At 47.0% G+C, this 13836-nt stretch carries 14 protein-coding genes; 3 read left to right on the forward strand and 11 right to left on the reverse strand.

Annotated features, from left to right (window positions below; translation table 11 throughout):
* Positions 1 to 246: 246 nt before the first annotated feature.
* The 7 genes from KJS69_RS18420 to KJS69_RS18450 form a co-directional block, all read right to left on the reverse strand.
* The gene (locus KJS69_RS18420; protein ID WP_213585250.1) at positions 247 to 1335 is read right to left on the reverse strand and encodes a phage baseplate protein; all 1089 of its coding nucleotides are present in this window, start codon (positions 1333 to 1335) and stop codon (positions 247 to 249) included.
* 241 nt (positions 1336 to 1576) lie between these two features.
* Entirely contained in the window at positions 1577 to 2902 is a 1326-nt protein-coding gene (locus KJS69_RS18425; protein ID WP_249730594.1) for an ABC transporter substrate-binding protein, read from the reverse strand.
* A 23-nt stretch (positions 2903 to 2925) separates the two neighbouring features.
* Positions 2926 to 3666, reverse strand: a complete 741-nt coding sequence (locus KJS69_RS18430; RefSeq protein ID WP_249730600.1) for a carbohydrate ABC transporter permease — start codon at positions 3664 to 3666, stop codon at positions 2926 to 2928.
* Positions 3667 to 3830: 164 nt separating this feature from the next.
* Positions 3831 to 4709, reverse strand: a complete 879-nt coding sequence (locus tag KJS69_RS18435) for a carbohydrate ABC transporter permease (protein ID WP_213585252.1) — start codon at positions 4707 to 4709, stop codon at positions 3831 to 3833.
* Between the two features lie 4 nt (positions 4710 to 4713).
* Positions 4714 to 5754, reverse strand: coding sequence for an ABC transporter ATP-binding protein (locus KJS69_RS18440; RefSeq protein ID WP_213585253.1), 1041 nt, complete (start codon positions 5752 to 5754; stop codon positions 4714 to 4716).
* Positions 5755 to 5993: 239 nt separating this feature from the next.
* Positions 5994 to 7016, reverse strand: a complete 1023-nt coding sequence (locus KJS69_RS18445) for an alcohol dehydrogenase catalytic domain-containing protein (protein ID WP_249730595.1) — start codon at positions 7014 to 7016, stop codon at positions 5994 to 5996.
* A 181-nt stretch (positions 7017 to 7197) separates the two neighbouring features.
* Positions 7198 to 7959, reverse strand: coding sequence for a DeoR/GlpR family DNA-binding transcription regulator (locus KJS69_RS18450; protein ID WP_213585254.1), 762 nt, complete (start codon positions 7957 to 7959; stop codon positions 7198 to 7200).
* A 440-nt stretch (positions 7960 to 8399) separates the two neighbouring features.
* Here KJS69_RS18450 and KJS69_RS18455 point away from each other — a divergent pair, with 440 nt between their 5' ends.
* Positions 8400 to 8576, forward strand: a complete 177-nt coding sequence (locus KJS69_RS18455; protein ID WP_213585255.1) for a hypothetical protein — start codon at positions 8400 to 8402, stop codon at positions 8574 to 8576.
* A 404-nt stretch (positions 8577 to 8980) separates the two neighbouring features.
* Here KJS69_RS18455 and purU read toward each other — a convergent pair whose 3' ends face one another.
* Positions 8981 to 9883 (reverse strand): formyltetrahydrofolate deformylase, encoded by a 903-nt coding sequence (gene purU, locus KJS69_RS18460; RefSeq protein WP_213585256.1) that lies wholly within the window; start codon positions 9881 to 9883, stop codon positions 8981 to 8983.
* Between the two features lie 124 nt (positions 9884 to 10007).
* Positions 10008 to 11138: a deoxyribonuclease IV gene (locus KJS69_RS18465; RefSeq protein WP_213585257.1), complete on the reverse strand. Its 1131-nt coding sequence runs from the start codon at positions 11136 to 11138 to the stop codon at positions 10008 to 10010.
* Between the two features lie 145 nt (positions 11139 to 11283).
* Here KJS69_RS18465 and KJS69_RS18470 point away from each other — a divergent pair, with 145 nt between their 5' ends.
* Positions 11284 to 11709: a DUF2621 family protein gene (locus KJS69_RS18470; RefSeq protein WP_213585258.1), complete on the forward strand. Its 426-nt coding sequence runs from the start codon at positions 11284 to 11286 to the stop codon at positions 11707 to 11709.
* A 401-nt stretch (positions 11710 to 12110) separates the two neighbouring features.
* Here the strand turns inward: KJS69_RS18470 and KJS69_RS18475 are convergent, their stop codons facing one another.
* Positions 12111 to 12578: a type II toxin-antitoxin system VapC family toxin gene (locus KJS69_RS18475; protein WP_213585259.1), complete on the reverse strand. Its 468-nt coding sequence runs from the start codon at positions 12576 to 12578 to the stop codon at positions 12111 to 12113.
* The gene (locus KJS69_RS18480) at positions 12565 to 12942 is read right to left on the reverse strand and encodes a hypothetical protein (RefSeq protein WP_213585260.1); all 378 of its coding nucleotides are present in this window, start codon (positions 12940 to 12942) and stop codon (positions 12565 to 12567) included. The genes KJS69_RS18475 and KJS69_RS18480 overlap by 14 nt, the downstream gene beginning before the upstream one ends.
* 434 nt (positions 12943 to 13376) lie before the next feature.
* Between KJS69_RS18480 and KJS69_RS18485 the strand changes: the two genes are divergently transcribed.
* Positions 13377 to 13529, forward strand: a complete 153-nt coding sequence (locus KJS69_RS18485; RefSeq protein ID WP_213585261.1) for a hypothetical protein — start codon at positions 13377 to 13379, stop codon at positions 13527 to 13529.
* The last annotated feature ends 307 nt before the right edge of the window (positions 13530 to 13836 follow it).

The raw sequence follows: 13836 nt of genomic DNA on the forward strand, positions 1-13836 counted from the left end.
ATTTCTCTCTATACATTTCTATATATCGTTCCGTCCGGTTCATGGGCTTGAGCAGCCTCATGCTTCAACCGGCGATCGATTGTCCATTCCCTCTATTGTACCATTCCCTCATCAACTACGCTATATTGACTGTGTCAAAAAATTCTATAGACGGCAAATGAAAAGCAGCGGGTCAGGTTTCTTGTGAAAACCGACCCGTCGCTTATGCTGCCTGGCCCATCATTCAATTATTAACGGCCGATGCCGTCAGTTGCATTGTTGAGGAAGACGGCTCACCGAGAAGATGTTAGCCAATCTTGTAGGAGAAAAATCCGAGGCGAATCCTACATTCAGCTCGACTTCATTCGGCTTGCTCGCATCCGGAATCCGCAGACCCATCCCTTCCGGTTCTCTGAAGGGCAGGGAGGTTCCGGCTAGAACCAGCGTCTTCCCGACGACTTCTCCCGTATCCAATTTAACTGTGGTAATATAAGTATTCCCTAACGGCTCTACCGATCCCGCAGAGCCGTAGGAGGTGCCCTCCAGCAAGTATAAGTAGCCCCGATAGGAGGCAAATCCCTGAAAGGTCCCCACCGCCGGCTGCGGCACATCTGCAATCGGAGTATACCGGTGCTCTTTCACATCCTCCAATCTATACACCGCATAGCGGAATTCCCCCTTCAAGCGGTAACGCATAGTCAGAAGATGATCGCTCATATCGATATTGACCGTTGTCCGATCCGCCCCCGGAATCGGTGCGAACTTCTCTAGCTCTGGAGAATCCGGAGTCAGAATTTTCCCGTCCTCGAAGGTAAAGCGGGCAATTTTTGTCCCCCAGCCGGAAGTGCCTTCTGTTACCGAATCCGTTTCTGTCCACAGGTAGGTGGAGTCGCCGTCCGTCTCTACTCCCATCTGGACTCCATGACCAAATCCTTTCAGGAACATATAGCCCAGCTTGTTTCCCGACAGATCAAGCTTCGTCAAAGTCATATCCCCGTTAGCACTTCGGACCGCACCGCTGACGGGCTCGGATTCGTCCGGGAGCTGCTGGCCTCCGGACATCAGTTGCAGCACATAAACATGTTCATTGACATTGTCAAATGCAAAGGATTGCATAACCGTCCCGTTATGAAGCGGTTTTTGCCGAATAACCTCGGCCGCCGGCCCATCGAAATTAAATCTTTTAGGTAAAGAAACGGATGCAGCCGCAGAGTTTTCCGAAGAGACCGCATAAGTCCCTAGTGGAACGGCAGGGATCAGGCACAAAGCCAACACTCCTGCCAGCAGTTTACCTCCAAATTTACCGCTGGACATTTTCCGATCGGCCTTCTTCGCTTCTTCATTAACGCAGTTCATTCTGCACCTCCATAGAATAGGCAGAGTGGAGATGGAAGGAGGATTCCGTCGAAACTTCTTAACAAGGGCGTACTTTTTACCCAGGGCCTCGTGACGAGCGATCCATTTTGTACATGTAGCTGGGGTTGCCCCTTTATTATGCACCGCACATTGCTTCGAGCGCGCGGTGCAGCACAGCATGACGGTGGTTTTCCCGGAACCTCCTCCCAGTTCCAGTGCCAATGAATAATTTGCTAAATAGTTAGTTGCCTAAAATTCTTTCCGTCTCTTTCTTGAAATTATCCAGCGTTGAGGCCACATCTTTGTTGTCATACATAATCGCCTGAATAGCCGAGAAGAACTCCTGCTCAACCTGCGGCCAAGCGATATTCTTATTCGTATCGACAGCATGCTCCAGTTGCTCATAGGCTACCTTGCGGTTCGGCTCCTTGGCCCATAGCTCCTCCATCTCCTTGGACTCTACCATCGACTTGGTGAATGGAAGATACCCCGACTCCATAACAAAATTCAGAGCCCCTTCAGGACTGGTCATTAACCAGTGAATAAATTCCCAGGCCGCCTCTTTATTTTTGGAAGCTTCCAGCATCGCAATGTTGGCTCCGCCGGTAGGATTCGCATAAACTTCATCTTTAGGCAGGAATGCCGTGACATAGTCGAAATTAGTGCTGCCTATAAAAGTCCCGATAACCCCGGTCGACTGGAAGATCATCCCGACCTTTTCATTTATAAACATCTGGTTGGTTATGTTGCCGGAATCCTGGGCCGGCGGATAATACAGCGCTCCGGAATTCTGAAGATCCTTGAGGAATTGAAACACTTTAACTCCTTCCCCATTCGCAAATCCGACCGAAGTCCCGTCATCGTTAAAAAACTTTCCATTAGCTTGAGTGATCATCGCCATAGGATACCAAGTATCATACGGCATGGTCAGGCCATAGCGTTCATTCTCTCCGCTGCCCTTGATGACGAGTGCTTCCGCGACTGTCTTCAGCTCTTCCCAAGTTTGAGGAACGGCCAGCCCCAACTCATCCAGCATCGTTTTGTTGACGTGCAGAATAGGAGTGGAGCGGTTCAAAGGCAAGGATACCAATTTATCATCGAAGACGGAGTGACCGAGCAGCCCCGGAACAAAATCGTCAAGGCTCATATCCGACTTCTCGAGATAAGGGGCCATATCCTCCAACACCTCGGATTCAGCGAACATTTGAACATATGCCCGTTCCATCATAGTGATGTCCGGTCCCGTTTTGGCAGCCACAGCCTGTTGGAGCTTGGTCACGGTTTCCGCATAAGAACCTTGGAACGTTCCGACCACCTCGACTTGATCTTGAGACTTATTAAACTTATCGATAAGGCCGTCGATGCGCTCTCCGTTCTTCCCGCCTAACGAGTGCCAGAACTGTACCGTCGTCTTGCCGGAAGGCGCCTGCGTATTCGAATTATTATTCGTATCGGGATTGGAGTCGGACGGCGAGCCGGACGGCTGACTTTCGCCTCCGCCGCCGCAACCGGCAATAACAGCTACAGACATCAAAGTGGCCAATGCCGTTTTAGAAAGCTTTTTCAATGGGAACTCCCCCTTGGTTAAATTTATTTAATCCCGGAATAAGCAAAAGCTTTGACAATTTGCTTGGATGCAAATAGATAGACGATGAGAATAGGAATAACCAGAACCACGTTGCCTGCCATTATAATGTGCCAATTGCTGATTCCTTCCGTTTCTCTTAACATGGCAATCCCTATAGTAAGAGGACGAACGGCGGACGAATCGGTCATAACCAGCGGCCAGAAGTAATCATTCCAGTGGCTGACAAAGCTGAACAGTCCAATCGTGGCCAATGCCGGCATAGACATCGGGATCATGAGCTTCCAAATAATCTTGAACTCACTTGCGTTATCCAATCTGGCCGATTCTATCAATTCCTGTGGAATCTGCATAAAATACTGGCGCAATAAAAAGATACCGAACGCATTCGACATGAAAGGTATAATTTGCGGCCATAGAGTATTGATAATGCCCCAGTCGGCCAACATCAGATAGACGGGGATAAAAGTGACCTGACCTGGAATCATGAATGCCAGCAGAACCAGGCCGAACCCTATTTTCTTCCCTTTAAAATCATATTTGGCAAAAGCATAAGCAGCGGGAATCATGACAATAAACTGCAGAATGATAATAGTAACGGTAATAATGATAGAGTTTTTGGCATAGGTCAAAAACGGCCCCGCGTTCATAGCATCCACGAAGTTGCTCCATTGAGGCCAGGCCGGAAGCCAGGTGGGCGGAAACGCCATAGTCTCCTCAAACGTCTGCAACGAAGTGGAAATCATCCACAGAAACGGGAAGATAAACACCGTCAGAACTACCAGCTTCAGTATAATATCCAATGCCCGCCTGATGTATTTAAGATCAAAAGCCACCGTGTACCCACCTCCTTTTTCTTGCGTCTTGGGAAGATCCCGGGAATTCCTGCATGTCTTGTCCGAAGGCACTATCATTGATAGTGAATTTTTTTGGACAACAGCCGGAAGTACACCACGGTAAGAATGGCGATAAGGATCATCAAGATGACTCCGGCCGCGGAAGCGTAGCCTATATTGGTCGTTCTAAATTTATAAATATAATAGACTAGCGTGGTTGTGGCGTTATTAGGTCCGCCTCCGGTCATGATTCTCACCGTGTCAAACACTTTGAAGGAACCGATGGTCATAATGATCAGGATGAAAAACAGCTGAGGTGAAATCAGCGGTAAAGTAATCTTGTAAAATACTTTGAACTTGCTCGCATTATCCAGCGCCGCCGCCTCATAAATAGAAGGAGGGATGCTTTGCAAAGCAGCCAGAATGATAAGTGCAAAGTAACCGACATTATGCCATATGGACACGATCATGACCGACATCATTGCCGTGCCGGAGCTTTGCAGCCACTGGGAAGGCGGAAAGCCGACAGCCTTCAATATGAAGTTCAGCAGGCCGTGACTCGGCTCCATCATCCACATCCATACCAACGCGATCGATACGATCGAGATAATGTGCGGTGTAAAAATACCCGCCTGTACAATGGAGTTGAGGCTCCCCTTCTTGTTCAGCCATACGGCAATAATTAGGGAAATAAGCATCGTAAAGCCGACGACTCCAATCGTATAAATGAAGGTGTTGGAAACCGTAATATAGAAGTCCTCCCGGCTGAGAATCTGCTTGTAATTGCTCAGTCCGACGAATTGACTCTTATCTTTGTTCAATAAATTGTATTTATATAAGCTTAAATAAACGAGATAAATGACCGGATAGATGACAAAAAGAATGATGCCGGCCATGGCGGGGAGGATCAACAGATACGGACGAATCGCTTCCCAAACTCTTTTGTTATCCATTGGCTTACCCTCTCAACGCTCTCATATAATCGTCATAACGGGCATGGCTCGCTTCAATTCGCTTTTCATCCGCTCCGAATAAATAAATCTTGGAAGCTTCCACCCCTAAATGAATTTCCTGGTCGACGGAGAACAAGTCCTCCGTGCATTTCACCATAAAAGATTGCTCGTCCGATCTCACCTGATAGATCGTCTCCGATCCGAGCATTTCCCTGGTCGCAATGACGCCGCGGGTAGAAAAATGATAATCGCCCGGCTGATCAGACAATGCTGCGCTCTCCGGACGAAATGCGAACCTCACCCCATCCACGCCGAGATCCCCGACATTCATCGGCGGGGAGCCAATGAACTGCGCGACGAATAAATTGCTCGGCTCGCGATAGATGACATCCGGGGGGGCCTCCTGCTGGATTTTCCCTTGATTCATGAGCACAATCGTATCGGCCATAGACATCGCTTCTACTTGGTCATGAGTAACGAAGACAAAGGTGCTGCCTAACTTTTTATGCATTTCGATCAGTTCCAGACGCATTTGGACCCTCAGCTTGGCGTCCAGATTGGATAGCGGCTCATCCATCAAAAATACGGAAGGCTTTTTAACCATTGCACGAGCCAATGCTACACGCTGACGCTGCCCGCCGGATAAGGTGGATGGCTTCCGGTCGAGATAATCGTATAGTCCTACCGTGGCGCTTATGCTTTCCACCAGACGAGTTCTTTCTTCCTTGCCCACCTTGTTGTTCTTCAAACCAAATTCAATATTTTCCCTAACGGACATCGTAGGATAAATAGCATAGTTCTGAAAAACCATGGCTACCCCCCTTTGGCCGGGTGCAATGCGGGTTACATCCTTACCGCCAATGAGCACTTTGCCGGACGTCTGAGGGTCCAGCCCGGCAATCATTCTTAGAAGAGTAGTCTTCCCGCAGCCGGATGGCCCTACCAATACAGTAAATTTGCCGTCTTCAATCTTTAAGTCCAAATCCTGGATGATGACTGCTTTATCGAACGATTTCGTAACCTGAACAAATTCAATAGATGCCAAGGGTACCCCTCCTTACCAACTCTACGGTCACTTCGATACTACTCTGCAGCTTGATTTGTTTGTTGATAACCTCTGATTCAGCACCCGTATCAGATCCTATCCTGGAGTTTCCAAGCGATAGCATGAATAGACAAAAGCGTTTACATAAACTTAATGATAGCGTTATCAAATCTTAACATTAGTAGTAATATGTGCTACAATTCTATCGACTGTGTACAATCTGGGGGCACTTCCACTGGTCACCAGTGGAAGTGCAGGATTGTTTTTTTCCAGTCCCTGTGAGCCATGGCAGCTTCCATTGCCCTGGATAAATCGTCTGCCGTGCTCACATCCGTATATTTCTCCGGAATCAATTTACGCAATGTCTCCTGACAAGCCGGATCCTCCATCACTTTCAACACCTGCTTGAAATCATCCGCCGAGCTGCGGCTGCTGCCGTGGAGGGTGATTCCCTTTTCCAGAATATCTCGCGTATTAATCGGTACGAGATCCTCGCTTACGCCTAGCGCGATGAGATGGCCTCCGGGTTGAAGGATATCAATCCCCTGATTAATGGCGCTTTCACTGAATCTTCCTCCTGTGCACTCCACCACTATTCCCACTCTCTCTCCTGAATGAAAATCGTAGTCTTGCACCATGGCGATGTTACCCAAGGAAGCAAACTGCTCCAGCTTCTCTTTTACGGCCCCAAACACGATCAGACGCTCTTTCTCCACCTGATAGCCGTGATGCAGCATGGCTGCTGTAATATAGCCTACCGGTCCGTCACCAAAGACCGCCACTGCATTCCCTTGATCCAGCAAGGGAGCAATTCTTCTCAGCGCCCTGTAGGATACACTGCAGAGTTCCGCTAATACGGCAATCTCATCCGGTATCGAATCGGGAATCGGCAAAGCACATTCTACCGGGATCACCAAGCGGCTTTGGGCAATCCCGTCGGTTCCGCTTCCCAGAAATTCTGATTTGTCGCAGTAGTTGTCCTCGATTTCATGTCTGCACGCGGGACAGCATTGCTTCGGTTCAAGCTGGTGAAGCAAATAGCCCGGGAGATTCGGGACGATAACTACCCGATGTCCTGGGGACAGTGTCGCAGAAGAGTCCTGCACCACCGTTCCAATACCTTCATGAAGCAATGCCATCGGCAATTTCTTGCTTAACACTTCCGGCTTCCTCAATCCGCCAAAGTAACGGAGATCGGCGTGACATATGCTTGCAATCGTCGGCTCTACGACAACAAAATGGTTCTTGACTGCTCTACTCAACAATAATTCCTCAATCACATTAGGACGCGTTAAACGAAGCGTTCGTGATTCTACTGATCCGTTTGTTAAAATGGCTGTGAACACCTCTTTTCTTTAAACAATATATATATGAATTTCCCGACCGCCAGCTCAACGGCCATGAAAGATTCACCGAAGGTGGAAATGGAGCAAAGTCTAACGGTTATACGGTAATCACATTGATGCCGGAATCGTAAAATTGCTTGATATCATAGCTCGGGGCTTCTTTACCTGTAATTAAGGTATGAATAGCCCGATTAGGCGCTACCGTATGAAGCGAAAGCTTGCCAATCTTGGTCTCGTCCGCGACCACTATGACTTCCTGTGCGGATTTAATCATTTGCTGCTTGGCTGTCACCAGTTGGGCTTCCGGATGCATCAGACCGTACTTCGAGTGGATAGCCGGAGTTCCGATAAAAGCTTTGGACACATGCAGCGATTCCAGGACATGATCCGTGAACATTCCATTCAGCATGTAACTGGATGGATACAGTTCTCCTCCCGTGACGATTACTTTAACGCCAGGGGCATCCCTCAACTCTGCCGCCACATTAATATCGTTTGTGACAACGGTAACATTCGAGCGTTGGACTATATTTTTAGCAATGTGCAGTGTCGTTGTGCCGGAGTCAATAATAATGTGATCCCCGTCCTCAACCAGACTTGCAGCCTTTTTCCCGATGAGCATTTTCTGCTCCAGATGGATATGAGATCGCTCTGTAAATGACGGTTCCTTATTAGTCAATTGCTCGACTATCACTCCGCCATGAGTTCTCTTAAGCAGACCTTCCTGCTCGATTTCAGCCAAATCTCTGCGAATGGTCGTCTCATGAACATCGAACTCATGAGCTAGCTTCGCAACAGAGGCGACCCCATGATGCCGAACATACTCGATAATCTTCAATTTTCTTTCAGCGGCCAGCATTCGTCCACCCTCTAACTTAGCATTTTCATGCACATCGTCAAATGAACCGTTTGTTTTTGCTCGTTTATATCATTAAATTATCCCAGATACTCATTTGTGTCAATAGTTTGTTTAATTATTGATTAAATTTTAACATTATTAATAATTAACAATTTATTTTTGATAAATTTCAATATTTTACAGTATTCAAAAAGTAATAATAACAATATTCATCAATAATCGTTAGTCACTTTGTTTTGGCATGGTTGAATTCCCCCTTTTTTTGCGTCATTTCCTACACCTTCTCCCTCTGTTTGCTCGATAACGAGCAAACCCGAGTTTATTATCGCTCGTTTGCGCTCCTATTTAAGTATTCGCGCTATAAGATGATGCCTAACTAAAAACATCTGTCCAAGTACTTTGAGAATGAGCGGCTGCGTTAGAGGAAGTTTTTAAGCTCTATGATGCAAAAAAACCTACGGCATCTTATGAAAATGGGAGAGCGTAAACCTCAGGCGCTGCGGTACGTGCGGCGGGACATCCGGCGGGACGGGCGGTGGGACGGGCGGCGCTCCGCTGACAATAGACTGCAAAAGTGCAGTCTATTGGAGCGGAATCTGCTCTTTTCCATCCATTGACTGCAATTCTACAGTCGAATCGTTAGATCCATCCTTTTTTCGGGCCTAAATGAGCGATTCGACTGTACTTTTGCAGTAGATTTTCGAAAATGAGAGAAAAAGTCGCCGATCGGATGCACTTTTGCAGCCGAACTGTCGAAAAGGTAGCAACCCCCCCCCTGCGATCTTTAAGTATTCGTATGTTTACCACTAATATGTCTACTCCACATCACTCTTTAAGCATTGGTTGAATTACACTTGCACCTTTTTCAAACTTTGTTATTCCTCCAAATTATCGATAGGATATGGAGTGATTTGCACTAACAACAAGGAAATTTATAATCTCCTAAATCACAAAAAAAGAACAGAAGGCCATTGGTCATAGCTTCTGTTCTCAATGCTTGGTTATATATTCTCAGTTTACCCTAGTTAAATACTACCGTTTTGTTCTGATGGACTAGAATCCGGTCCTCCACATGCCAGGCGACGGCTCGAGCCAGTACAATCCGCTCAATGTGGCGACCTATCCGTTTTAGGCTCTCGACATCGTCCCGATGGCTTACCCTCTGAACATCCTGCTCGATAATGGGACCCCCGTCCAGTTCCTCAGTTACATAATGAGCGGTCGCTCCAATAATTTTAACCCCGCGGTTATAAGCTTGGGCGTAGGGCTTGCCGCCAATGAAGGCCGGCAAGAAGGAGTGATGAATATTAATTACCTTGTTCGGATAACGTTCGATGAACACTGGCGATAGAATCTGCATGTAGCGCGCCAGCACGATCGTGTCCGCCTGATCACCGATTACTTCTAGCTGCTTGCGTTCGGCCTCCGGCTTCGTTTCGGAGGTGACAGGAATGTGGTGATACGGAATATCAAATGATTCCACCAGCTCCCGCATATCGGGATGGTTGCTGATTACCATGGCGATTTCCGCATCCAAATCTCCTGCCTGCCACTGCCAAAGCAGCTCAAGCAGACAATGATCCTCCTTCGAGACAAACACAGCCAATCTCTTCTTCTTGCTTGCCCGGTGAATGCTCCAGGTCATCTGAAATTTGTCAGCCACCACTTCCTGAAAATCGAGCTCCAGCGGCTCAAGTCTGCGGTCTAATTCGTTAAGGTCGAATTCGATCCGGATAAAAAACATTCCGCCGGCCGGGTCCATCGTATACTGATCCGACTGGACGATATTGGCACCATGCTCATGTAGAAAACGGGAAACCGCAGCGACGATTCCCGGCTGATCCGGACAGGATATCAGCATTCTGGCACGATTTACATTCTGATTGCATAACTTGCGCTGCGCGTTGGTAATTACTCGGTTCATAAATCTATCCTCCACCTCTTGTTGCAAAGCAAAGACGCCGGAGTCCCGGCTCTCCAACTTACCGAAGCCTCGAGCCTCGAGCGATCGTTGCTGCCCCATGCCGAACCGCATAGGGTGAACCGCATTAAGCCAGCTGCAATACGCTCTTGGCAGCAAACCAACCGGTTAGACGGTGGTTAATTTGCTCTTCGTTCAAGTCGGCAAATAAATTCTCTGCGATGATCATATCGTAAAGCCGTTCCATCGGCTCTCTTTTGTCTTCTTTTTTTGCTTTGGCGTCATTCTTTAGCACATCCCACGTCCCAAGGACAAACTGACGGGAATCGATATCCTGCTTAGTAAAATAATGATTAAGCCTGTCTACATCCTCCAAAAATCCGGATCCGAAGCGCACTTCCGCCTCTCCGCGCAGAAGGGCTATCTCCGCTTCATACATCGGCCGCTCGCCTTGGTCGGATTTCCCGCCGATCCAAGGGGTTTCGAGAATCATCGGCAGATGCTGAAGCTTCTCATGCTTAACGACAGCGCTCATCGTCTCGAAACCGAGATAACCCGCTCCTACGGGAGCATGGCGGTCCTTGCCCGCTCCACGCGGATTCTTGCTGTCGTTCAGGTGGACGACAGCAAGCCTGTCCAACCCAACGACCCGATCGAACTCCTCCAGCACTCCGTCAAGATCGTTGACGATATCGTAGCCGGCATCGTGAATGTGGCACGTATCCAGGCAAACGGATAACTTATCGTTACTCCCCACCTTATCGATAATAGCCGCCAATTCCTCGAAGCTCCGTCCGATTTCTGTTCCTTTACCGGCCATAGTTTCCAAGGCAATATGAACGTCCGTGTCTTTAATTCCATCGAGCACTTCATTAAGCCCTTCGGCAATTCTAGCAATTCCGTATTCGGCATCTTTATCGGTATAAGCTCCAGGATGAAGAACGATATTCCGAACACCCAAATAATGAGTCCTCTTAATTTCCTCCTGAAGAAACCGGACGGCAAGCTCATAAGTGCCTTCCTTATAGGAACCCAGATTGATTATATAGGGGGCATGGACGACAATTTCAGGAATCCCGTTCTGCTCCATTATTTTCAGGCCTTCCGGGACAAACATGTCTTCGATCGGCTTTCTTCTCGTATTCTGAGGCGCTCCGGTATAAATCATAAACGAGCTGGACCCGTACGAAACAGCTTCCTCTGCCGCGCACAGCAGCCCTTTAGGCGAACAAGAAACGTGCGAACCTATTTTTAACATCGGCCTCTCCCTCACTCATTATAAATAAAATCTTGTTTCTATCTTACTAATAAACTCGAAATAAATCCAGAAATGAGGTATAATTCTTATGGAATATCCAACTGGAATATCTAACAAGTTTTATTAGCAACGGGGTGAAGATAAGATGGTCTTCCAATGGGTTCTTATATTTTGGGGGTTTGGCCTGCTGGCCTTTTTAGGGGTAGGCGGCTTCTTTATGTTCCGTAAATTTATGAAGGTCCTGCCGAAGCAGGACGGAATGTCCAAGCTGGACTGGCAGAACCATTATGTTGAAGCGTCCCGTCATCTATGGACAGAAGACAGCAAACAGTTTCTGAACCAGCTCGTTCAGCCGGTGCCCGGTCCTTTTCGCGATATTGCCAAGCATTCCATCGCTGCCAAGATTGGACAGGTTGCGTTGGAGAAGAACGCCCGGGAGGTTACCCGGGAGCATTGTATAGAAGGTTACATTCTGGCTACACCGAGAAGGGATTACAAAGCGTTGATCACCTTTCTGGAAAAGCAGAAGATTGATTATACACCTTATTACGATTTGCTTCATAGCAAATAATATGAAATGCAAGAAGGGCCGGGACGTTATCCGGACCCTTCTTTTTTATAGGTGATAGTTCGCCCTGACCCACATGAACAAAACTTTAAAGAGGGGTTAATGCAGGCTAACCTGACGAGAAAAATTCATTAAGAGGGACAGAGTGCAGGCCAACAACGTTCGCCACTTGGGGCAATTGAAGTGCAAAAGTACCTCTTAATATCAAGCTTCTGCCCGTTTGGCGCAATGAAGTGCAAAAGTACCTTATAATTTAACGGAATCATCGATTTTCGTATAAACGTGGAAATTAAAGAGCATATTTGCACCTTAAGCTCAAAAAATTACAAGATCTATGGAGTTGGAGTGCATATTTGCACCTTAAATTTTATACCTCGCTGTTATCGAAGGCATATCCGAATATCTCAATAAAAGGTCGGAATCACGCGGATATCCTGATTTAAAGTAGGCAGCTTCAAGAAGCTCCGATTAAATGTGAAAATCCGTCGAATGCGGTAGGTGAGCAGCACGACGGCCGTTGTCGCTTCACGAAGGGAATACCGGAGCTCGGGACATTGCATCAGAAAGTTTTTGGCTTCTTTTTCTATTTGGGCATTGCCCGGAATAAGCAGTAATTTCCCGACCTCGGTAGCGCGGTCAATCGTATCGAGAAAATACTCGGCATGGGAGTAGCCATAATGATCTCTCAACCATTCATGCAGTTCAAAAATAATGTGGCTGGTCGATACGAAGGGACGATCCAAATCCTCCATATCCATAATAAACGATCTGGCTTTAATATAATTCGGATGATCCGGATTCATATAAGCCACCCAGCCGCTTTCATCTAAAAAAACAGATTGCTGGTAATCCCAACGCTCATTGACCGTCATGGTCGTTTCCCTCCTCTCTGGATGCGGCAACTGGGGCCGATCCGAGCGCAAAATCATTCCTGCGGGTTAATCCATCCAGATACAGCAGCGGGTTTCTTTGCTTCTGCTCCTCGGTCAACTGGATCTTGGTCCCTGCGGGTTCCTCGTTTAGCAGGTTATGGATAGCCCGGTTAATTAATTCCTGCACCGTCGTACGCTCCCGCAACGCTTTATGCTTTAGCCGTTCGTAATCAAGCGGCGTCACCTCTATAGAAGCATCCTCCTCCTGTGCATTTCCCGATTCCTGCTTATCTCCGATTATATTCGATGCGGATCGCTTTACTTTATCGAACTGGGTTCCGACATACTTTTTAATTTTTTCCATGATCTCAATCCTTTGCCCTTTATTAATTTGTTAAAAAATGCCTCCAGTTGGCAAACGACGGATTCGTCTCGCTATTTAAGCTTGTACCTAAAGCATTCGTACGTCACGATGATTTTACGACCGGAGAATGGATGATTTCTGTAAATAACCAAAGATAAACGCCTGCGGCGTCCTTGATCTCTGATCAAGAAAGCCTGCTTACCGTCGAAATTTACCGATAACGATATTTATAAGTTCAATAATTACAAGCGTAAACGGTTGTCGCCGTCCTTTAACGGCAAAATAACGTTTCGCGGTGAATGATAAGTATGATATTAGGATGAATCTTATAAATTCTTATCATTTAAAAATAGGGAATAAGAAAAAAGAGAGAGGGGAAGCTAACGGGAAAAGGGCCATATAATTATGAAATTATAACTAGGGGGAATAGAAGTATGGAAAGCATTTGGATCTATATCAAGCAGCATTGGTTCCCTCTTATATTGTTCGCCGGAATATGCTATGCCATTTACTGGGTGTGCACGCATAGAGATGAATTAATGATTTATCATGACAAGCAAAAAGGCAACGATGACAGCCCTTCATAGAACTTCAGGAGGATTTTTTCCTGGTCTCGCTTTCTTTCTGCCGTCTGTAATGGAAATTGCCTCCTAAAAAGCATAAAAGACATGCGGAAGTGCATGTCTTTTGGTGGTAATCCAGTAAACATCAAAGAAGACATGCAAAACTGCACGTCATTCTCAATCAAAAGGGGAAAAATAGCCAAATAGCTAAATTCACCTGCATGTTTGCATGTCATTAGCCGATTCTAACTTATCTTCTGCCAAAGACCTGCACATTTGCCGGTTCTTCTTACAGTGCTTTCAGCGAACACTCTTAGACTATAGAGGCTGA

The organism is Paenibacillus sp. J2TS4, from assembly GCF_018403245.1.
Classification (GTDB): domain Bacteria; phylum Bacillota; class Bacilli; order Paenibacillales; family NBRC-103111; genus Paenibacillus_L.